The 19,512-nt window shown below is 71.4% G+C and carries 22 protein-coding genes and 1 tRNA gene; 14 read left to right on the top strand and 9 right to left on the bottom strand.

Annotated features, from left to right (window positions below):
- Positions 1-25 precede the first annotated feature (25 nt).
- Together ACFW9Z_RS06165 and ACFW9Z_RS06170 are read right to left on the bottom strand one after the other, a co-directional pair.
- The gene (locus ACFW9Z_RS06165) at positions 26-1,492 is read right to left on the bottom strand and encodes a serine/threonine-protein kinase (protein ID WP_384635088.1); all 1,467 of its coding nucleotides are present in this window, start codon (positions 1,490-1,492) and stop codon (positions 26-28) included.
- A gap of 102 nt (positions 1,493-1,594) precedes the next feature.
- On the bottom strand, positions 1,595-2,143 hold the full coding sequence (locus ACFW9Z_RS06170; protein WP_015609814.1) for a DNA-binding protein: 549 nt from the start codon (positions 2,141-2,143) through the stop codon (positions 1,595-1,597).
- A gap of 198 nt (positions 2,144-2,341) precedes the next feature.
- Between ACFW9Z_RS06170 and ACFW9Z_RS06175 the strand changes: the two genes are divergently transcribed.
- Positions 2,342-2,414: transfer RNA gene (locus tag ACFW9Z_RS06175), tRNA-Ala, on the top strand.
- A gap of 69 nt (positions 2,415-2,483) precedes the next feature.
- Here the strand turns inward: ACFW9Z_RS06175 and ACFW9Z_RS06180 are convergent.
- The gene (locus ACFW9Z_RS06180) at positions 2,484-3,107 is read right to left on the bottom strand and encodes a TetR/AcrR family transcriptional regulator (protein WP_384635091.1); all 624 of its coding nucleotides are present in this window, start codon (positions 3,105-3,107) and stop codon (positions 2,484-2,486) included.
- Between the two features lie 190 nt (positions 3,108-3,297).
- Here ACFW9Z_RS06180 and ACFW9Z_RS06185 point away from each other — a divergent pair, with 190 nt between their 5' ends.
- Positions 3,298-4,254 (top strand): DsbA family protein, encoded by a 957-nt coding sequence (locus ACFW9Z_RS06185; protein ID WP_384635099.1) that lies wholly within the window; start codon positions 3,298-3,300, stop codon positions 4,252-4,254.
- Here the strand turns inward: ACFW9Z_RS06185 and ACFW9Z_RS06190 are convergent.
- Positions 4,173-4,673 carry an MFS transporter gene (locus ACFW9Z_RS06190; protein ID WP_384635761.1) on the bottom strand — a complete coding sequence of 167 codons (501 nt, stop codon included), beginning with the start codon at positions 4,671-4,673 and terminating at the stop codon, positions 4,173-4,175. The two genes, ACFW9Z_RS06185 and ACFW9Z_RS06190, sit on opposite strands and share 82 nt — an antisense overlap.
- On the opposite strand from ACFW9Z_RS06190, the gene ACFW9Z_RS06195 reads away from it, so the two are divergent.
- Together ACFW9Z_RS06195 and ACFW9Z_RS06200 are read left to right on the top strand one after the other, a co-directional pair.
- Positions 4,576-4,806 carry a hypothetical protein gene (locus ACFW9Z_RS06195; RefSeq protein WP_384635801.1) on the top strand — a complete coding sequence of 77 codons (231 nt, stop codon included), beginning with the start codon at positions 4,576-4,578 and terminating at the stop codon, positions 4,804-4,806. The two genes, ACFW9Z_RS06190 and ACFW9Z_RS06195, sit on opposite strands and share 98 nt — an antisense overlap.
- 11 nt (positions 4,807-4,817) lie before the next feature.
- Positions 4,818-5,603 carry a response regulator transcription factor gene (locus ACFW9Z_RS06200; protein WP_384635102.1) on the top strand — a complete coding sequence of 262 codons (786 nt, stop codon included), beginning with the start codon at positions 4,818-4,820 and terminating at the stop codon, positions 5,601-5,603.
- 45 nt (positions 5,604-5,648) lie between these two features.
- Here the strand turns inward: ACFW9Z_RS06200 and ACFW9Z_RS06205 are convergent, their stop codons facing one another.
- Positions 5,649-6,890 (bottom strand): aminotransferase class V-fold PLP-dependent enzyme, encoded by a 1,242-nt coding sequence (locus ACFW9Z_RS06205; protein ID WP_384635105.1) that lies wholly within the window; start codon positions 6,888-6,890, stop codon positions 5,649-5,651.
- On the opposite strand from ACFW9Z_RS06205, the gene ACFW9Z_RS06210 reads away from it, so the two are divergent.
- Positions 6,889-8,313, top strand: a complete 1,425-nt coding sequence (locus ACFW9Z_RS06210) for a PLP-dependent aminotransferase family protein (protein WP_384635108.1) — start codon at positions 6,889-6,891, stop codon at positions 8,311-8,313. The two genes, ACFW9Z_RS06205 and ACFW9Z_RS06210, sit on opposite strands and share 2 nt — an antisense overlap.
- A gap of 212 nt (positions 8,314-8,525) precedes the next feature.
- Here the strand turns inward: ACFW9Z_RS06210 and ACFW9Z_RS06215 are convergent, their stop codons facing one another.
- The gene (locus ACFW9Z_RS06215; protein ID WP_384635111.1) at positions 8,526-9,035 is read right to left on the bottom strand and encodes a DUF3515 family protein; all 510 of its coding nucleotides are present in this window, start codon (positions 9,033-9,035) and stop codon (positions 8,526-8,528) included.
- 15 nt (positions 9,036-9,050) lie between these two features.
- Between ACFW9Z_RS06215 and ACFW9Z_RS06220 the strand changes: the two genes are divergently transcribed.
- The gene (locus ACFW9Z_RS06220) at positions 9,051-9,197 is read left to right on the top strand and encodes a hypothetical protein (RefSeq protein WP_384635114.1); all 147 of its coding nucleotides are present in this window, start codon (positions 9,051-9,053) and stop codon (positions 9,195-9,197) included.
- A gap of 175 nt (positions 9,198-9,372) precedes the next feature.
- Here the strand turns inward: ACFW9Z_RS06220 and ACFW9Z_RS06225 are convergent, their stop codons facing one another.
- Positions 9,373-10,092, bottom strand: coding sequence for a DUF5324 family protein (locus ACFW9Z_RS06225; RefSeq protein WP_384635117.1), 720 nt, complete (start codon positions 10,090-10,092; stop codon positions 9,373-9,375).
- Between the two features lie 279 nt (positions 10,093-10,371).
- On the opposite strand from ACFW9Z_RS06225, the gene ACFW9Z_RS06230 reads away from it, so the two are divergent.
- Complete coding sequence (locus tag ACFW9Z_RS06230) at positions 10,372-10,899, top strand: peptidylprolyl isomerase (protein WP_384635120.1); 528 nt, start codon at positions 10,372-10,374, stop codon at positions 10,897-10,899.
- A 115-nt stretch (positions 10,900-11,014) separates the two neighbouring features.
- Complete coding sequence (locus ACFW9Z_RS06235) at positions 11,015-11,920, top strand: rhomboid family intramembrane serine protease (RefSeq protein ID WP_384635123.1); 906 nt, start codon at positions 11,015-11,017, stop codon at positions 11,918-11,920.
- A 367-nt stretch (positions 11,921-12,287) separates the two neighbouring features.
- Here the strand turns inward: ACFW9Z_RS06235 and crgA are convergent, their stop codons facing one another.
- Complete coding sequence (gene crgA, locus ACFW9Z_RS06240) at positions 12,288-12,542, bottom strand: cell division protein CrgA (RefSeq protein WP_384635126.1); 255 nt, start codon at positions 12,540-12,542, stop codon at positions 12,288-12,290.
- Positions 12,543-12,684: 142 nt separating this feature from the next.
- Here crgA and ACFW9Z_RS06245 point away from each other — a divergent pair, with 142 nt between their 5' ends.
- The 6 genes from ACFW9Z_RS06245 to ACFW9Z_RS06270 all read left to right on the top strand — a co-directional run bounded on the left by ACFW9Z_RS06245 (position 12,685) and on the right by ACFW9Z_RS06270 (position 17,344).
- A complete protein-coding gene (locus ACFW9Z_RS06245; RefSeq protein ID WP_384635129.1) occupies positions 12,685-13,452 on the top strand; it encodes a DUF881 domain-containing protein in 768 nt (255 codons plus the stop codon).
- A gap of 67 nt (positions 13,453-13,519) precedes the next feature.
- Positions 13,520-14,215 carry a class E sortase gene (locus tag ACFW9Z_RS06250; protein WP_384635132.1) on the top strand — a complete coding sequence of 232 codons (696 nt, stop codon included), beginning with the start codon at positions 13,520-13,522 and terminating at the stop codon, positions 14,213-14,215.
- An 88-nt stretch (positions 14,216-14,303) separates the two neighbouring features.
- Positions 14,304-14,492 carry a hypothetical protein gene (locus ACFW9Z_RS06255; RefSeq protein ID WP_069735720.1) on the top strand — a complete coding sequence of 63 codons (189 nt, stop codon included), beginning with the start codon at positions 14,304-14,306 and terminating at the stop codon, positions 14,490-14,492.
- Entirely contained in the window at positions 14,489-15,127 is a 639-nt protein-coding gene (locus ACFW9Z_RS06260; RefSeq protein ID WP_366388659.1) for an aminodeoxychorismate/anthranilate synthase component II, read from the top strand. Before ACFW9Z_RS06255 ends, ACFW9Z_RS06260 begins: the two co-directional genes overlap by 4 nt.
- Positions 15,124-16,587: a class E sortase gene (locus ACFW9Z_RS06265; RefSeq protein ID WP_384635136.1), complete on the top strand. Its 1,464-nt coding sequence runs from the start codon at positions 15,124-15,126 to the stop codon at positions 16,585-16,587. The genes ACFW9Z_RS06260 and ACFW9Z_RS06265 overlap by 4 nt, the downstream gene beginning before the upstream one ends.
- 25 nt (positions 16,588-16,612) lie before the next feature.
- Positions 16,613-17,344 carry a class E sortase gene (locus ACFW9Z_RS06270; RefSeq protein ID WP_384635139.1) on the top strand — a complete coding sequence of 244 codons (732 nt, stop codon included), beginning with the start codon at positions 16,613-16,615 and terminating at the stop codon, positions 17,342-17,344.
- A 109-nt stretch (positions 17,345-17,453) separates the two neighbouring features.
- Here ACFW9Z_RS06270 and pknB read toward each other — a convergent pair whose 3' ends face one another.
- Positions 17,454-19,460 (bottom strand): Stk1 family PASTA domain-containing Ser/Thr kinase, encoded by a 2,007-nt coding sequence (gene pknB / locus ACFW9Z_RS06275; protein ID WP_384635142.1) that lies wholly within the window; start codon positions 19,458-19,460, stop codon positions 17,454-17,456.
- Positions 19,461-19,512 lie beyond the last annotated feature (52 nt).

Genomic DNA, 19,512 nt, shown 5'->3' on the forward strand with positions numbered 1-19,512 from the left:
CCCCGTCCGGGGCGGGCGTAGACCCTCAGACCTGGGTCAGCGCCCAGATGCCGACCGCGAAACAGATCAGCGCCACCACGAGCACCGGGACCGCCACCTTCAGGGGCGGTCCCGGACGCGTTGTGCGTACGGGGGTGGGGGCGGGGGCGTGCGCCGGAGCGTGGCCGTGGGCCGCGACGGGCTGGGCCGGGGGGTGGAACTGGGCTTGCTGGTGGGGCTGGTGGGGCTGCGGGGCGGTATAGGGGCGGGTGGCGGCGGCGTCGTGCGGGACGCCGGAGGTCGTCGCCTGGGAGGGGTCCGGGGCTCCGACGGCGTACGGGGACGGGGCGGCGGGCTGAGCGGGCAGCGGGGCCGGGGGTGGCGTGGGCTGCTGGGGGTGGGGATGGGGCTGGGGCTGGGGGTGTTGCTGGGCCTGCGGGTGGGGCTGAGGCTGGACCGGCGGGTGGGGTTGGGGCTGCTGCTGGGGCGGGGGCGCCAAGTGGAAGCTGCCGGTCTCCGACATGGAGACGGGCGGGGGCGGAGCCACGGGCGGCTCCTGGGAGGGCGGCCGGGACTGCTTCGCAGAGGTCCCGCTGCTCTCGGGGCCCTCGGAGCTCCCGGGACCCGTGGAGCTCTCGGGGCCGTCCGGGCCGAACCCCGCCGGGAGCGGCCCGATCTGGTCGAACACCTCCACCGGCTCGTCGTCCGGGCCGGGCTCGGGCAGCATCTCGACCGCGGCGGTCAGGGCCTTGCGCGCCCCCGTGGCCGTACGGAACCGGGCCTGCGGGTCCGGTTGCAGCAGACCGGCGAGAACCTGCCAGAGCGGCTCGGGTACGCCGTCGGGGGCGCTCGGGGTCCCGTGGGCGGCGAAGTGCTCCACCAGCGCCTGGGAGTCGGGCTTCTTGCCCTCCAGGAGGTAGAGGGCGACCAGGCCGACCGCGAAGAGGTCGGCGGGGAAGTCGGGTTCGGCGCCCATCATCTGCTCGGGGGCGAAGTAACCGGGCGTACCGACCACGTAGTTGGTCTCGGTCAGCCGGGGCTCGCCCTTGCGCATCGAGATGCCGAAGTCGGAGAGGCGCAGATGCGGGCGGCCCGTACCGGTCGCCTCCATGAGGATGTTGGCCGGCTTGATGTCGCGGTGCACCACCCCCTCGGCGTGCACCGTGGAGAGGCCGGCGAGCAGCTGGTCCAGGAGCAGGCAGACGAACCGGGGCGGCAACGGCCCGTAGTCGCCTATGACATGGGCGAGCGAACCGCCGCTCACCAGGTCCATGGTGAACAGGACCTTGTCGTCGTCGGCGGCCCAGCTGGCCGGGGCCAGGACGTGCGGGTGCTCGATGCGCAGCGCCTGCTCGCGGACGAAGCGCAGCAGCGTGTGCGCGTCGCTCTGCTGCAGGACCTTGGCCGCCACGTACCGGCGGCGCCGGTGGTCCCAGGCCCGCCAGACGGCGCCGACCCCACCACGTCCGATCGGATCGATCAGCTCGTACCGACCAGCGAAGACCTCACCCATTGCGCTGCGCCCGCTCCCAGTTCCTGTTGTCGCCGCGGTTCCTGCGGGGACCAGGGACCTCGGTCGTGTGCGAGGCCCTGGTTCCGTCGTGCTCCTGAACCGCTAGCTCTGGTGTCCCTCGTAGTGCGCGACCGCGTCCGCGGTGCGGCCGGCTCCGTACACCCGGAGGAACTCTGCCAGCTCCGGGTGGGTGGGGGCGAGGGCGTCGGCGGCATCGATGATGTCACCGGCCGCCGCGACCGACCTCAGCAGGGACTGGATCTCGCGCACCACGCGGCGGACGGTGGGAGCGCCGCCGGTCGAGGTGGTCTGGCCGGTTCCGGTCAGGACGGACCCGCCCTGCGACTTCTTGATCTCTTCCATCCGGTCGGTGGCCTCGCCCGCGCTGACGCTGCCGTCCGCGACCTGGCTCGACAGCTCCTGGAGCGCCTGCACGCGCTGGACGACCGCGGGGTTCCCGATCTTGGCGCGCTGGCCGCTCATCAGCTGGGAGAGCATCGGAGCGGACAGCCCGAGAACCGCGGCGAGCCGTGCCTGGTTCAGGCCGAGATCATCGATCAGCCGACGGAAGAGCGCCCCCAGCGGCTCCCCGTACCAACTGCGTTGAAGCTCCCTGGCTCTTGCCGTCGCCTCTTGCTGCGCTGCGTCCATTGCGTCTCCCCTTCGCTGCGGCTTCGCTGCTGCGAACCTCGTCGAGCATCCTACGGAGAGTGGTAGCCGACCGGGAGTCCCTATCCTTTTGCAAGATTGGGGGGAGCACCCGGTACTCTGGTCTGCGACGGTTGCCGTGGCACGGACGTGTTCGGCGTTGTCTTCGTTTGCTGCGTTTCGCTGTGTTCCGCTGTTCCCGGGGCCTTAGCTCAGTTGGTAGAGCGCTGCCTTTGCAAGGCAGATGTCAGGAGTTCGAATCTCCTAGGCTCCACAAGTAACAACCACCCCTCTGACCTGCGTAAACATGGTCAGAGGGGTGTTTTCTTGCCATGTGGACCTGTCAGGTGCTCCCGGAGGAGCCGCGCATCAGCGCCCACACCTCGTCGGCGGCCTGGTCCGCGGAGGGCCGGGCAGGGGTGGACACCCACTGGGTGAAGACCCCGACGAAGGCGCCTGCCAGGTAGTGGGCGCGGAGTCGGGTGAGTGCCTGCGCGGCCGGTGTCTCTGTCCCGGCGGCTGTCTCTGCGGCCTTCTCGTCGTGGAGCTGGGTCTCGACCTCCTGGGCCAGCAGGTCGCGGAGTTCGTTGATGAAACGTGCGGCGCCGGTCGGGCCGAGCATCCGCCGGTACAGCGTGGCGTTCGCCTCTACGTGGCGGAACAACTCGACGAGCTCGTCGGGCGTGCGGTCGGCGGGGCGGGTGAGGGGGCAGCGGGCCGCCGCGTGGGCCAGCCGCCCGATCTCCTCCTCCATGGCGTCCAGCAGGAGCGCGTCACGGTCCTTGTAGTGCTGGTAGACCGTGGCGCGGTTCACCGTGGCGCGCTCCGCGATGTCCGCGATCGTCAGCGACTCCACATCGCGTTCCGCGGCGAGTTCGAGCGCTGCGGAACGCAGGAGGGCCCGGGTGCGGAGGACCCGGGGGTCCACGCGTCGGCCGGGTTCGACGGTGGGGAGCTTCTTCGCCATGGAGGCAGCATACGCACTCCGCGACAGTTGATGAATAGACGACGGTCGTCGCGGAATGGTCTGTGCGTGAGCCGGTCGGGAGCGAGGGTGCGGGGGTGCAGGGGCGTGAGGGTGCGGGGGTACGGGGTGGGCGCGCGCAAGTTTACGACAGATGTTGCATAGTCGACTGGTGTCGCCTAGCGTGGCGGTCATGCGAATCGAGATCTGGGCAGACGTGGTCTGCGCCTGGGCCTACATCGGTAAGCGGCGTCTGGAGCGTGCTCTGGAGGGTCGCGACGATGTCGAGGTGGTGTGGCGCCCCTTCCGTATCGACCCGACCGCTCCCGCGCAGGCCATCCCGCTGGAGGAGGCGCTGCGGGACCCGCTGATGGACGAGGCGGTACGCGCATGTGCCCCGGATCTGACCCCGGCCGAGAACCGGGTCCGCATCTCCACGGTCGCCGCCGCGGAGGGCCTCGGCCCGCGCTGGGGTGCCGGCTGGCGCGCGAGCAGCCATGACGCCCACCGGCTCGTCGCCCTGGCGTACGACCACGGCGGCGCCGCCCTGCAGAACGAGGTGATGGAGCGCGTCCTGCACGCCACCTTCATTGAGGCCCTCGACATCAGCGATCGCGCCGTCCTTGCCGGGATCGCGGCTGCGGTCGGCTTCCCGCAGGGCGCCGGGCTCCTCTCCACCGGCGCCGGTGAGGTGCGGGTCCGTGAACTGCTCCTCGAAGGGAAGGCGCGCGGTGTGAAGACCTCGCCGTCCCTCGTGGTGGGCGACCGGGCGCTCGCCGGTGCCCAGGCGCCGGAGGCGATCCGGGAGTTCCTGGCGGGCTGCGGCGATGGTGCCGGGGTCCCGGCCGAGGTCGCCCGGATGCGGTGGGCGGAGTCGCTGATGGACCTGCGCGACCCCCTGGGGGCGCTGACGCTGCTCCGGCCGCTTCTGGACGAGTTCGCCGACGACCGCGCCGTACGGACCATCGCCGCGCGCGCCTACTTCGCCTCGGCGCAGCTGAAGCGGGCCGAGACCGAACTGGCGGCGCTGGTCGAGGAGTACCCGGACGACGCGTTCGCCCGGCTGCTCTACGGCCGCACCCTGCAGCGGCAGGGCCGGGCCGGGCAGGCCGCGCCGCACCTGCGGCTCGCGGCGGCCGCGAACGCCTGATCGGTGCGGGGCCCGCGCGGACATCCCGGTGATGCCGGTTCCCGGGCCCGGCTCCGAGCCCGGGAACCGGATCGCGGCGCCCGTGCTCGGGCCTCGCGCTGCCTACGCCGCCACCGTGCGGGCGGCTTCCTCGGCCGCGGTCTCGGGGGTCTGCCGCGTTCCGGTCCTGTTGTTCTCGTCGGCCCCGTCCGCCTCGTCGCGCTCAGCAGGCAGGCGGCCGCGCACACCGCTGCCACCGCCCCGGCGACGTACCAGTTGGCTCCCGGCAGACCGGCGTTGAGCGAGAGGTCGAACAGGGCGCCCGCGAGCAGGGAGCCGACCATGTTCCCGGCGCTGCGGAAGAAGTGCATGGCGCCCATCGCCTTGGCGAGGCGCTCCGCCGGGACCTTGCGGGCCACCCAGATGTCGAAGGAGGGCACGAACAGGATCTCGCCGAGCACCACCGTGAGGCAGCCGACGACCACCTATGTGAAGCTCCGGCCCGCCCCGAAGGCGACGAACGCGATCGTCATCCCGGCCAGGCCGACCGGATCATGCACTGCTGAAACCTGAAGGGGGGGCTCATGTGCGGTGCGACGGATGGCCAGGGGCCCGGGGTCCACACCGAGATATGCGAAAAGGGCCGCAAGGTCTACCGAAGTGCGCTCACACGCGGGGCGGTCGGCAGGGCCGAGGCGTCCGAATGCCTTACGGCGCGGGGACTGCTGACGCCCTCGATGCGGGGCCCGGACACGCTCGTACCCGTACCGCCCTCGGTCGCGGCCACGGCGCAGACGTACCCCGTGGAGCAGGCCATCCTCGTGCAGCAGCAGCGTCTGGCCTCACTGCGCGCCGCGGTCTCCCAGGTCGAGGGCATCTACCAGGAAGCGCGCCAGGTCGGTGTACCCGCCGTCCAGCGACTGGTCGGGCCCGGCCGTGATCAGCGCGGCGCTGGACGAGGCCGCACGGGGCCTGACCACGGAGCTGCTGACCGCGCAGCCCGGGGCAGCCGACCGGGCGAGCACGCCTGGGAGCGGGCCGATGCCGTCAGCTACCAGCCGGACCAGCGGCGGCCCAGGCTCCTCACCGAGAAGACCCGGCTCCGCGTGCTCCGGCTGATGGTCGACGGGTACACCGACGGGGCCATCGCCGGCCGCCTGGGCATGAGTACCCGTACGGTGGCGAGCCACTTGAAGAAGGCGTCGGACGCGCTCGGCAGCAACAGCCGCGCCCAACTCGCCTACCTCATCGCCCGAACCGGCCTCCTGGACGACCCGCTGCCCGATGGCTCGGTGGCCGACATGGCGGCCGGTGGCTCGGTGCCCGGTGGCTCTGTGGCCGGCGACGACCGCGACGCCGCCTCGGAGTAGGCGGGAGCCTCAGAGCAGGCGGTCGCTTCAGAATGGGCGGGAGCCTCAGAGCAGGCGGGTGCCGAGGATCTCCGTGACCGCCTCGGCCACGTGCTCCACCTCCTCCTCGGTGTTGTAGTAGTGCGGCGACAGGCGCAGGCACCAGTCGACGTCCTTGTCCCCGAAGTCGAACTGCGCGAACTCGCGGAAGCTGAGCGCCGAGTTGATCTTCCGGGCGTCCAGGGCCTCCTTGAACGGCTGCGGCTGCCAGTCACCGTCGACGGCGAAGGTGACGAGGGCGGCGAGCTGCGGGCCCCGGTCGAGCAGGCGTACTCCCGGGATGGTCTCCAGCCGGTCGCGCAGCTTCGCGGCGAGTGCCGGGGTGCGGTGGGCGATGGCTTCGAGGCCGACCTCGCGGGCGTAGCGGGTCGCGGCGGCGGAGCCGAGGACGGTGGCGTACGGGAACTCCCACTCCTCGAACCGGGCCGCCGTGTCGACGGCGCGGTACTCGCCGGGCGCGGTCCAGCGGGCGCCGTGCATGTCGATGAACAGGGGCTCGTACCCGGCGCGCAGGACGCGGTCGGAGACGTACAGGAAGCCGCTGCCGCGCGGGCCGCGCAGGAACTTGCGGCAGGTGGCGGTGAGCAGGTCGCAGCCGATCTCCTCGACGTCCAGCGGGTACTGGCCCACGGACTGGCAGGCATCGACCAGATAGAGCAGGTCGAGCTCCCGGCAGTGCCGGCCGATCTCGGCGATCGGTGAGACCAGGCCGGAGTTGGTGGGGATGTGGGTGGCGGAGACCAGGCGGGGGCGGTGGGCCCGCATCAGACGGGCCATCGCCTCCACGTCCACCCCGCCCTCCGGAGCGTCGGGCGCGTGGACGATCTCCACGCCGAACCGCTTGCGCAGGGAGAGGAAGGCGATCTGGTTGGAGACGAAGTCGTCGCGGGTGGTGAGGATGGTGTCGCCGGGCTCGAACGGGATCGAGGACAGGGCGTTGGCGTACGCGTGGGTGGCGCTGCCGGCGAAGGCGATGTTCTCCGGTGCCGTGTTGATCAGGGCGGCGAGCTCCGTGTAGAACGCGCGGACTCCGTCGGCCCGCGCGGCCGAGGCCTCGTAACCCCCGATCCGCGCCTCCAGGTTGAGGTGGCCGACCATCGCGGTCAGTACGGGGGTGGCGAGCAGCCCGCACCCCGCGTTGTTGAAGTGGACGACCTGTCGGCACCCGGGTGTCTCGGCCCGCAGGGCGGCGATGTCCAGGTGAAGTGCTTCCCGATCGGTGGCGGTAGCGCTATTGTCATCTCTCATGTCTGACAGTAGCACTTCCGGTGAACTGGCCACCAGACTCCGTACGCTGGTGGAACGGCTTTCTCCCGGCGACCGGTTGCCCAGCAGCCGGGAGCTGATCCAGCAGTACCGCGTCGGACCGGCCACCGTCGCGCGGGCCATCGCCCTGCTGGCGGCGGAGGGCGCCGTGGTGACCCGGCCGGGCAGCGGTACGTACGTGGCGGCGCACGCCCGTACGGAGAGGGGGGCGCCCGACACCGCCTGGCAGACGGTCGCGCTCACCGACCGGGCCGTCGACACCCATCTGATCGCCGAGCCGCCCGGACCGGCACCGGCCGGCACGATCGCGATGGACGGCGGGTACATCCACCGGTCCCTGCAGCCCACCCGGGCCCTGAGCGCCGCCCTGGCGCGGGCGGCGCGCCGTCCGGACGCCTGGGACCGGGCCTCCGCGAGCGGACTGCCCGAGCTGCGCGCCGTCTTCGCCCGGATCGCCGGGGGCGGCGTGACCCCCGAGGACGTGCTGGTCACCGCGGGCGGGCAGAGCGCCCTGTCGATCGCCTTCCGGGCGATCGCCGGTCCCGGCAGCCCGGTCCTGGTGGAGTCGCCCGGCTATCCGGGCGCCCTGGCCGCCGCCCGCGCCGCCGGGCTGCGCCTGGTGCCCGTGCCGGTCGACGCCGAGGGGGTACGGCCCGATCTGCTGGCCGACGCCTTCGCGATGACCGGGGCGCGGCTGTTCTACTGCCAGCCGACGTTCCACAACCCGACCGGCGCGGTCCTGGCCCCCGAGCGGCGGCGGCAGGTCCTGGACGTGGCACGGGCCAGTGGCGCCTTCGTGGTCGAGGACGACTTCGCCCGGCATCTGGGGCACGGCGGCCCGGTCCCCCGGCCGCTGGTGGCGGACGACGCCGACGGCACGGTCGTCCATGTGACGTCCCTGACCAAGCCCGTGGCGCCGAGTCTGCGGATCGGCGCGCTGACCGCCCGGGGCCCGGTGATGGAGCGGATGCGGGCGGTCCGCATGGTCGACGACTTCTTCGTCACCCGCCCGCTCCAGGAGGCGGCGCTGGAGCTGCTCAGCTCCCCCTCCTGGGACCGGCACGTCCGGGCGCTCGGGGACCGGCTGCGGGAGCGGTGCGCACGGCTGGCCGCCGCGCTCCGGGCCGAGCTGCCCACGGCGGACGTACGGAACGTGCCCGCCGGAGGGCTGCACCTGTGGCTCCGGCTGCCGCCCAGCGTAGACGGTACGGAGCTCACCGCCGCCGCCCGGCAGCGGGGTGTGGCGGTGAGCGCGGGCAGCCGCTATTTCGCCACGGAGCCGCCCAAGGAGGCCCACCTCCGCCTCGGCTTCGCCGCCACCGCCGACCTCGCCGAACTGGACGAGGGGGCGCGTCGGCTGGGGGCGGCGCTCCGGGATCCGGGGGGTGTCCGGACCGGTTCGTGAGGGACCCGTGACGTGCCGGTCCGGCGTCAGTGCCGGGCGACAGGTCGGTGGGTGATCACCGCTGCACCCGGGGCACGGGGCCTTGCCGGGAGAGGCAGCGGTCGGGGAGGGCCGTGATGACCCCGCTGGGGGCGGGGCTCGGCAGACGCGAGCCCAGCGCCGCGTGAACGAGCCCCCTTCAGGACAAGGGCAGGGGCGGGAAGGGTGCGGCGTCAGCCGGAGGGCGACGGGGGTGGCACGTCATCGAGATTCAGGCACTGCGTGTACGTCTTCACGGGCTTGACCAGCGTGGACAGCTCGACCAGTACGTCGTCCACGGCGACGACCTCGTCGGAGATCACGGCCTCCACGGCCGGGTCGCGGCCGTAGGTGACGACCGTCTTCGCGCCGTCCTCGGAGCTGTCCTCGCGGAAGACCCAGTTCACGCCGTCGACGTTCGCGCACGGGTCGGTGGTCGGGGCGGGCAGCTCGACACCGCAGCGCAGCACGATCGCGTTGCTGCCCCAGACCGCGACCCCGGGGCGGTCGCTGAACGTCAGCTCCTGCCCGCCGAGGCGGTCGGGATAGCGGTCGGCGATCTTCTCGCAGGCCGCGTTTCCGGCGTGCGGCGCGGATGTGACGCCGTCCCCCGGGGAGTCCGTCCCGCACGACACCAGAACACCGGCGGTCAGGGCACCGGCCACCAGGACGACGGCCGTCCGCGCCCGGGAGACTCGCACCACAGGAAAGGACCTCTCGTGAAGAAGGCAGCCCGTACGTTCGTCCTGGCCGCATCGGCCACCGCGCTGCTCGGTGCCGGGACGACCCCGGCCGTGGCCGGGGATGCAGGGACTATCGGAAGCTACACCAACGTCCGTCTCGCCAAGGTGTGGGGGACCAAGTAGGTCCCGGGGGCCGGTCGTCCCGTAGCGCCGGTCACCAGTCACCGGTCTCGTCGTACTGGTCGCCGGTCACCGGTCCCGTGGCATCGGTCATGCGGAAGGGCCCCGCCGAACGGCGAATTCGAGGGGCCCTTCCGCTGCTCCGTGCCGTCCGCGCGGGGCGGACGCACCGGCTCTCTCAGGGGCGGTCGTCGAGGCCCGGGGTGTCCTCGTCGCCCGCCTCGGCCTCGGCCTGCTTGGCCTTGACCTCCGGGTCGAGCAGGGTCTGGCCGCTGCCGTCGACCGAGCTCAGCGGCGAGCGCTCGTCGCCCACCTCGGTGGCGACGGGCGGCTCGACCAGCCAGTCCGGGTTGGCCTGCTTGTCCCACCAGCGCCAGGCGGCGTAGGCCCCGCCGGCGAGGACACCCAGCACCAGGAGCCCCTTGGTGGCCCGCCCGGCCCTGGCCCGCCGCTCGTGCTTACGGGCCAGCTTCTGGATCTCCTTGGCCGTGACCGTGGTCCGCAGGGCGGCCAGCGCGGCGGCGCTGCGGGCGGAGGCGTGCTCGGCCACCGGCTGGGCCGCCGCCCGGGCCTGCTCGACGCGCGGCACGGTGTAGTCGGCGGCGGTCCGGGCCGCCTTCCGTGTCGAGTGCGCCGCACGCTGCGCGGCCTCGTCGACCTTCGGCGGCACATGGGTCAGGGCCTGTTCGAGGCGGGGTGCGAGATGGGACTCGTACTGGACACGGGCCTGCTTGGCGGCCTTCGTCACCTTGGGCGCGAGCTGGACACGGGCCTCGTGCGCGTAATGTGCGGCCTGCTTCCTGGCCGTGTCGGCGTACGGCGCCACCACTTCCGCGGCGTGCTGCGCGCTGTCCCTGGCCGAGTCGGTTGCGGCGCGCACGCTGTCGATGCGGGTCACGGGATCCTCCTCCTTGGTGGCGGGTAGGTACTCCGCCTTTCCGCCCAATTCGAAATCATGCCTGTCGCGGCCATGACCGGCACGCGGGACGGGCATCCGGGTCATGATCGCTATGTCCGTCAAAACGGTTCACATCGGTAAAACGGTGCAAGTGAAGTGTGCCGACGACAATGCCATGGTTCGGCGGTGAACGCGCCGTTCCACCAGGCATCCGGCCGTACGTTTCCCGGTACGTGGGAGGATCTGCGGACGTCAGCGAAGGATTACGGAAGGCAGACCGTGGCCGAGCAGCTTTACGCCACCTTGAAGACCAGCCAGGGCGACATCGAGATCCGTCTCCTGCCGAACCACGCCCCGAAGACGGTCAGGAACTTCGTCGAACTGGCCACCGGACAGCGTGAGTGGACCAACCCCCGGACCGGCGAGAAGTCCACGGACCGGCTGTACGACGGCACCGTCTTCCACCGGGTCATCAGCGGGTTCATGATCCAGGGCGGCGACCCGCTGGGCAACGGCACCGGGGGTCCGGGCTACAAGTTCGCGGACGAGTTCCACCCGGACCTGGCCTTCACCAAGCCGTACCTGCTGGCCATGGCCAACGCGGGTCCTGGGACCAACGGCTCGCAGTTCTTCCTGACGGTGTCGCCCACCGCCTGGCTGACCGGCAAGCACACGATCTTCGGCGAGGTGTCCGGCGAGGCGGGCCGCAAGGTCGTCGACGCCATCGCGGCCACCCCGACCAACCCGCGTACCGACCGCCCTGTGCAGGACGTGGTCATCGAGTCGGTCGTCGTCGAGACCCGCTGACGTCCCGCTCCGCCGGGAACCAACCGCCCTGCCCGTCCGTACTGTTACATAGCGGACCAGCGGGGCGGCCGTGTGTGCGGCGCCCGGGGCGAGACCGAGAGGCAGGCCAGGACCGATGGACCAGCAGCCGCCGGTGGACCGGGGCGGACCGGGGAGCGGTGAGGCCGTGCCTGCCTGCTACCGGCACCCCGACCGGGAGACCGGGATCAGCTGTACGCGCTGCGAGCGGCCGATCTGCCCCGAGTGCATGGTCAGCGCCTCCGTCGGCTTCCAGTGCCCCGACTGTGTGCGTACGGGCTCCGGCACCGGCCACCACCCGGCCGCGAGCACGCCCCGCACGCTGGCCGGCGGCACCGTGGCCGCCGATCCCCGGCTGATCACCAAGATCCTGCTTGGGATCAACCTCGTGGTCTTCCTCGTGGTCGCGGCCGCCCCCGAGTCCCTGCTCGACGATCTGGTGCTGCTCGGCCGGGCCTGGGACCCGACCCCGCCGCCGGGCACGATCGAAGGCGTCGCCGAGGGCCAGTGGTATCGCCTGGTGACCTCGATGTTCCTGCACCAGGAGGTGTGGCACATCGGGTTCAACATGCTGGGCCTGTGGTGGCTCGGCGGACCGCTGGAGGCCGCGCTCGGCCGGGTCCGCTTCCTCGCGCTCTATCTGCTCTCCGGGCTCGCGGGCAGCGCCCTGATGTATCTGCTCGCCGAGCCGAACCAGCCGTCGCTGGGTGCGTCCGGCGCGGTCTTCGGGCTGTTCGGCGCCACCGCCGTCCTGATGCGCCGGATGAACTACGACATGCGCCCGGTGCTGATCCTGCTGGCGATCAACCTGGTCTTCACCTTCACCATGGGCGGTATCGCATGGGAGGCCCACGTCGGCGGCCTCGTCGCGGGCGCCCTGATCGCGGCGGGCCTGGTGCACGCCCCGCGCGAGCACCGTACGGCCGTGCAGGCCGGGACCTGTGCGCTGGTGCTGCTGGCCACCGTGGGGATCATCATCGCCCGCACGCTGTCCCTGACCTGAGCTCCAGCATGTCCCTGTCCCCGGCCTGAGCCCCACCCGTCCGGGCGGTCGGCCCCTGTCCTCCCCAGGCCACTGTCCTCCCCAGGGCAGACCACAGTTGTCCACAGTGGACGCCCGATCTTGTGCATGGCAAGGGGAACGGGTGTGCCCCTTGTCGCTGAGCTGGGTTTTTCCCGGTGGTGCAAGGGGTGCAGCCCCCCTCGAAGAGGGAGGCTGCAGTCACACCGGCGTCAACGGGAGTGGAGGTTATCCACAGATCGTCTGACCTTTTCCCCTGCCTGTGGATAACTCTGTGGGTAACTCAGGGCAAGGCTTGCGCCGAGGCGGCTTCGAAGCTATGCCGGAGCGGCGGCGGAACCGGCCGGAGCTACTTCCACTGCGTGGACACGGCGAAGCCACCGGCGATGAAGCCGAAGCCGACGACGATGTTCCAGTTGCCCAGGGCGTCGATCGGCAGGGTGCCGTCGGTCACGTAGAACACCACGATCCAGGCCAGCCCCAGGAGGAAGAGGGCCAGCATCACCGGGGCCACCCAACTGCGGTTGGTCAGCTTTATGTTCGTTGCCTGCTTCGCCGAGGGCGGCGTGAAGTCGGCCTTCTTGCGGATACGTGACTTCGGCACGAGGGACTCTCCTGTCGATGCGCTGCGTGACCGCGCAGGGGATCTGTGGCGGGCGCCGGGGCGGGGTGCCAGGGGGAATGCTGCCGCCCCCGGGCGTCCGTTAGCGTAGTGCTTCCATGGCGCCCGATGAGATAAGGGTACGTTGAGCAATTCTGCCGACTCCCCCGAAGGCCCGGTCCGGCACACCTCCGCGTGGGCGGGCCGGGTGCTCACCGCTGCCGTTTTCGCCCTGGCCGGACTCATCTTCGTCACCAGCGCCAACACGGCCAAGGGCACCAATCTGCGCAGTGACTCCTCCCTGCTCAAGCTCTCCGACCTGATCCGGGAGCGCAGCGAGAACAACGCCGGGCTGACCGAGGAGGTCGCCTCCGCCCGCGCGGACGTCGACGCGCTCGCCCAGCGCGACGACGGCTCCACCGAGGCCGAGGACGCCAAGCTCAAGGCCCTGGAGAAGGCGGCCGGGACCACGAAGATCACCGGCGACGCCGTCAGCGTCACGCTCGACGACGCGCCCCCCGACGCCACCGCCAAACCCGGCTACCCCGACCCCCAGCCCAACGACCTGGTCATCCACCAGCAGGACCTCCAGGCCGTGGTGAACACCCTCTGGCAGGGCGGGGCGCGCGGGATCCAGGTGATGGACCAGCGGCTCATCTCCACGAGCGCGGTCCGCTGCGTCGGCAACACCCTGATCCTCCAGGGCCGCGTCTACTCCCCGCCGTACAAGGTCACCGCTGTGGGTGACCCCGGCAGGCTCAAGCAGGCGCTCGACGACTCCAAGGCGATCCAGAACTACCAGCAGTACGTGAAGGCGTACGGGCTGGGCTGGAAAGTCGACCAGGACGACGCGGTGACTCTTCCCGGCTACTCGGGCACAGTGGACCTCCACTACGCGGAGCCTGTGGAGTGATCCCGGGCTGAGCCCGAGCAGAGCCCGGGCCGATCCCCCGGGAGGCCGTCCGGTGCCGGTGCGTTCGGTGCGTTCGACGCGATCAGTACGTCTCGTCGTCAGGACCTTCAGCGAGCTCTGCATCACCGTCGGCACCCTGATCGTCCTCTTCGTCGCGTACGTCCTGTTCTGGACGGGCGTCAAGGCCGCCGACGCGGCCGAGGGCGAGATCGAGACGCTCAACAGCCGGTGGGCCCGGCAGCCCGTGGCCCCGTCCGCCCCGCCGCCCTCGTCCTCGGACCCGTCCCCGTACCGCGACGGAAAGCCGTTCGCCGTCATGTACATCCCCCGCTTCGGCACCGGCTGGAAGTGGCCGGTGCTGGAGAACACCGAGCCCAGGACCTTGCAGAAGGGCCTCGGCCATTACAGCGGGACCGCCCGCCCGGGGGAGAGCGGGAACTTCGCGGTGGCCGGGCACCGCCGGACGTACGGAGACCCCTTCAAGGACTTCCCCCGGCTGCGCCCCGGGGACGCGGTGATCGTCAACGACGGGACGACGTGGTTCACGTACCGCATCGCGAAGGAGCCCCACCGGACCGTGCCCACCGACACGGGCGTCGTCGACCCCGTCCCCCGCCGCTCCGGCTTCGAGGGGCCCGGCCGCTATCTGACGCTCACCACCTGTGAGCCCGAGTGGGGCAGCAGCCACCGGCTGATCGCCTGGGCGCATCTGGACGCGACCCGGCCGGTGAGCGGGGGCAGGCCGCCGGAGCTTCCCGGCTGACCGGGCCCGGCCGGGGTTTTCCACAGGCTGACCCACTCTCCGGCCGCGGCACTCTAGTCTGGTGCGGGTACCGAATGGAGGGGTCAGCATGTACGGCTGGATCTGGCGGCATCTGCCGGGCAACGCATGGGTGCGGAGCGTTATCGCGCTCGTGCTGGTTCTCGCGGTCGTCTACGCGCTGTTCCAGTACGTCTTCCCCTGGGCGGAGCCGCTGCTCCCGTTCGGTGACGTGACCGTCGACGGCGCGAGCGCCGGTGGAGCAGGAGCCGGCCAGTGAGCGCACGCATCCTCGTCGTGGACAACTACGACAGCTTCGTCTTCAACCTCGTCCAGTACCTCTACCAGCTCGGCGCCGAGTGCGAGGTGCTGCGCAACGACGAGGTGACCACGGCCCATGCCCAGGACGGCTTCGACGGCGTCCTGCTCTCGCCCGGCCCCGGCACCCCCGAGCAGGCCGGGGTCTGCGTCGAGATGGTGCGCCACTGCGCGGACACCGGCGTCCCGGTCTTCGGCGTCTGCCTGGGGATGCAGTCCATGGCCGTCGCGTACGGCGGTGTCGTCGACCGGGCCCCCGAGCTGCTGCACGGCAAGACCTCCCCCGTGGACCACGAGGGCAAGGGCGTCTTCGCCGGGCTGCCCTCCCCCTTCACCGCGACCCGCTACCACTCGCTCGCCGCCGAACCGGCCGCGCTGCCTCCGGAGCTGGAGGTCACGGCCCGCACGGCGGACGGCATCATCATGGGGCTGCGCCACCGGGACCGGGCCGTGGAGGGCGTGCAGTTCCACCCCGAGTCGGTGCTCACCGAGCACGGCCACCTGATGCTCGCCAACTGGCTGGAGCAGTGCGGCGACCAGGGGGCCGTGGCACGGTCGGCGGGTCTCGCGCCGGTGGTGGGCAAGGCCGCCGCGTGAGCGCACCCCGCCCCGAGGACGACACCGGACTTCAGGGCCCGTACGCGGAGGGGACGTACGGGGCCGACGGGGCGTTCGTGGCGGCGGTCGAGGGCCTCGCGGATCCGCTCAACGACCCGCTGCCGGGGGAGCACGGCTCACCCTGGTTCCGGAGCGACAGCCTCCAGACGGACCCCGGTGGGGCGGGGCGGGCACAGCGGGGCGCGTCCGGGGCGGGCGAGGCTCTGCCCCATGCGTCCCAGGTGTCCCATGCGGTCCAGCAGTCCCAGGCGTTCCAGCAGCCCCATGCGGCCAAGCAGCCCTCAGGGGCTGAGCGGCCCCAGGAGGCTCCCGGCGAGTGGTACGACCCCGAGGGGTACCAACGGGACTGGTACGGCCCCCAGCGGCCCCCTGGACCCGCGACGACGCCTGTTCCCGGCTCTGGCCCCGGCCCCGGGCCCGTAACTCCCGTGGCTCCCCCCGTAACGTCCGTAACTCCCGTAGCCCCCATGACGGCGGCAGCGCCCGTCCCGGACGAGACCCTGGGGCTGTGGACCGAGGACACCCGGCGAATAGTGGCCGACCCGCTGGACCCGTTCGAACCGGCGGACCCACTGGAAGGGATCACCCCCTCCGAACCCGCGGAGCCGGTCACCGGAGGCCGTGCCGAGCGACGCAGGGCGGCCAAGGGGCGCGGCCGTCGCCGCCCCAGCCCGCCGACCGGTGCGACCGGTGCGACCGGACCGGCCGCCACGCCCGCCGCCCCGCTCTCCCGGGTGGAGGCGCGGCGCGCGGCGAAGGCGGCCAAGGACAGTCCGGCCGTCGTCGCCAGCCGGGCCGTCGGCGAGATCTTCATCTCGCTGGGCGTCCTGATGCTGCTGTTCGTCACCTACCAGCTCTGGTGGACCAACATCCGGGCCGAGCAGATCGCCGGCAAGGAGGCGAACAAGATCCAGGAGGAGTGGGCCACCGGTGCGGGCAAACCCGGGGTGTTCGCGCCCGGCCAGGGCTTCGCGATCATGCACATCCCCAAGCTGGACGTCGTCGTCCCGATCGCCGAGGGCATCAACAAGGAGAAGGTCCTCGACCGGGGCATGCTCGGCCACTACGGCGAGGGCAAACTGAAGACGGCGATGCCCGAGGACAAGCAGGGCAACTTCGCGGTGGCCGGCCACCGGAACACCCACGGGGAGCCGTTCCGCTACATCAACAAGCTCAGCCCCGGCGACCCGATCGTGGTCGAGACGCGGGAGGCGTACTACACGTACGAGATGGCCAGCATCCTGCCGCAGACCTCGCCGTCCAACATCTCGGTGATCGAGCCGATCCCGGCCGGTTCCGGGTTCACGAAGCCGGACCGGTACATCACGCTGACGACCTGCACACCGGAGTTCACGAGTACCTACCGGCTGATCGTCTGGGGCAAGATGGTCGACGAACGGCCGCGCAGCGAGGGAAAGCCCAAGGCGCTCGTGGGCTGAACATCATCACGACAGGGGCGGTGCGGTGGCAGCGAGGACCGAGCACGACGAGCGGACCGACGCGTCCACACCCCCCGCGCCCCGGCCGAGCAGGCACCCCATCGCCACGGCCGTCAGCGTCTTCGGGGAGCTGCTGATCACGGCGGGCCTGGTGCTCGCGCTCTTCGTCGCGTACTCCCTGTGGTGGACCAACGTGCTCGCCGACCGCGAGGCGGACCGGCAGGGCGACACCGTACGCAACAAGTGGGCGGACTCCGGGCCCGGTGCCCTGGACACCAAGGACGGCATCGGCTTCCTGCACGTCCCCGCCATGGAGAACGGCGAGGTGCTGGTCAAGAAGGGCACCGACCCCAAGACCCTCAACAACGGCATCGCGGGCTACTACACGGACCCGGTCCCCTCCGCGCTCCCCTGGGACGACGAGGGCAACTTCACGCTGGCCGCGCACCGCGACGGGCACGGCGCCAAGTTCCACAACATCCACAAGCTGACCAACGGTGACGCGGTCGTCTTCGAGACCAAGGACACCTGGTACGTCTACAAGGTCTACAAGACGCTTCCGGAGACCTCGAAGTTCAACGTGGACGTGATCCAGCCGGTCCCGGAGGAGTCGGGCGTGAAGAAGCCCGGCCGCTACATCACGCTGACGACCTGCACGCCGGTCTACACGTCGAAGTACCGGTACATCGTCTGGGGCGAGCTGGAGCGTACGGAGAAGGTCGACAAGGACCGTACGAAGCCGGTGGAGCTGAGCTAGCCGCCGCTGCTGCCTGTACGGGAGCGGGCACAGGCACGGGAACGGGCACGGCGAAGGCCCCGGTCACCATCCACGGTGACCGGGGCCTTCGCCGTACCGGCTGGGGGTGCTACCTGCCGAACCCGCCTCCGAAGAAGCCGCCGCCGTCCTCGCCGCCCTGGTCGCCTCCGCCGCCGCCCGTGGCGAAGATGTTGACCGCCGAGTTCTTGTCGACGCTCTCACCGGCCCTCGGCTGGGAGCCGACCACGATGGCGTTGTCGTCCTGCGACCCCTGGATGTTGCCGACCGTCAGCCCCGCCTCCTGGAGCTTCGCCTTGGCCACCGCGAGGGTCTGGCCCTGGAGGTTGGGCACCTCGGTCTTCTCCGGCTCCGGCGGTTCGGCCGGTCCCTTGGAGACCTTGAGGACGATCTGCGCGTCCTTGGCGTGCTTCCCGGGCTGCGGGCTCTGTTCGACGACCGTGCCCGCGGCCTGCTCCGACTCGACTTCGGTCCGCGAGATCTCGGTGAACCCGATGGACCGCAGCTGCTGCTCTGCGGCCTCGTAGGTGCGGTTGCGCATGTCGGGCAGGGCCAGCGTCTCCTTCTTGGCGACCGTGATGGTCACCTCGGAGCCGTCCTCCGCCTCGGAACCTCCGCTGGGGTCCTGCTTGATCACCGAACCCTCGGTCTTGTCGGACTCGACCGCGGTGACGTTGACCGTGAAGCCCTTCTCCTCCAGGACCTCGCGGGCCCCGTCCTCGGACTTCTCCAGGACGTTGGGCACCTCGATCTTCGGCGCGCCGGAGGAGACCATGACCGTGACGGTCCCGTTCTCCTCCATCGTCGCGTCCTTCGGATCCGGGGTCTGGGAGCAGATCTTGCCCTTCTCCTGCTGCTCGCACGGCTCCTCGCCGCCGACCTTGACGACGACCCCCGCGGTCTTGGCGAGTCCCTCCGCCTCCTTGAGCGTGGAGCCGACCAGGTTCGGCACCGGGACCCCGCCGGTGTCGTTGGTGGAGCTGAAGACGACCTTGCCGATCAGGATCGCGCCGATGAGCACGGCGATCGCCCCGACGATGAGCATGATCGTCGAGAGGTTGCTCTTCTTCTGCTGGCGTCGTCGGCCCGCGCGGTCGTCGTAGCCGTAGCCGCCGTCGTCCGGGTTGACCGGGGGCAGCATCGAGGTCTGTGCGTTGTTCGGGTCGGCCGCGTGCAGGGCGGTGGTGGGCTGATCGGTGTTGTAGCCGTCGTAGCCCCCGTACCCGCCGGCGCCCATCGCCGCCGCGGCCGCGACCGGCCGGCCGTCGAGGCAGGCCTCGATGTCGGCCCGCATCTCGTCGGCGGACTGGTAGCGGTAGTCCGGGTCCTTGGTGAGCGCCTTCAGCACGATCGCGTCCATCTCGGGCGTGATCTCGGGGTCGAAGTTGCTCGGCGGCTGCGGCTCCTCGCGCACGTGCTGGTAGGCCACGGCGACGGGCGAGTCCCCGACGAACGGGGGCCGGACCGCGAGGAGCTCGTAGAGGAGACAGCCGGTGGAGTACAGGTCGGAGCGCGCGTCGACCTGCTCGCCCTTGGCCTGCTCCGGGGAGAGGTACTGGGCGGTGCCGATGACCGCGGCGGTCTGCGTCATGGTCATGCCGGAGTCGCCCATGGCGCGGGCGATGCCGAAGTCCATGACCTTGACCTGGCCGGTGCGCGTCAGCATGACGTTGGCCGGCTTGATGTCGCGGTGGACGATCTGGGCGCGGTGCGAGTACTCCAGCGCCTGGAGGATGCCGACCGTCATCTCCAGCGTGCGTTCCGGCAGCAGCCGACGGCCGGAGTGCAGGAGCTCCCGCAGGGTCGACCCGTCGACGTACTCCATCACGATGTACGGGATGGAGACCCCGTCGACGTAGTCCTCGCCGGTGTCGTAGACGGCGACGATCGCGGGGTGGTTGAGCGAGGCGGCCGACTGGGCCTCACGGCGGAACCGGGCCTGGAAGGACGGGTCGCGGGCCAGGTCGGCCCGGAGCGTCTTCACAGCTACGGTGCGGCCGAGCCGGGTGTCGTGCGCGAGGTAGACCTCGGCCATGCCACCACGGCCGAGCACCGAGCCCAGCTCGTACCGGCCGCCGAGGCGACGCGGCTCTTCCATAACTGTTCCAGCCCTCTCCGTCAGTCCTGACCGCACCCGTGTGTACGGTCCG

This window comes from Streptomyces sp. NPDC059452 (assembly GCF_042750035.1).
In the GTDB taxonomy this organism is placed as follows: Bacteria; Actinomycetota; Actinomycetes; order Streptomycetales; family Streptomycetaceae; genus Streptomyces.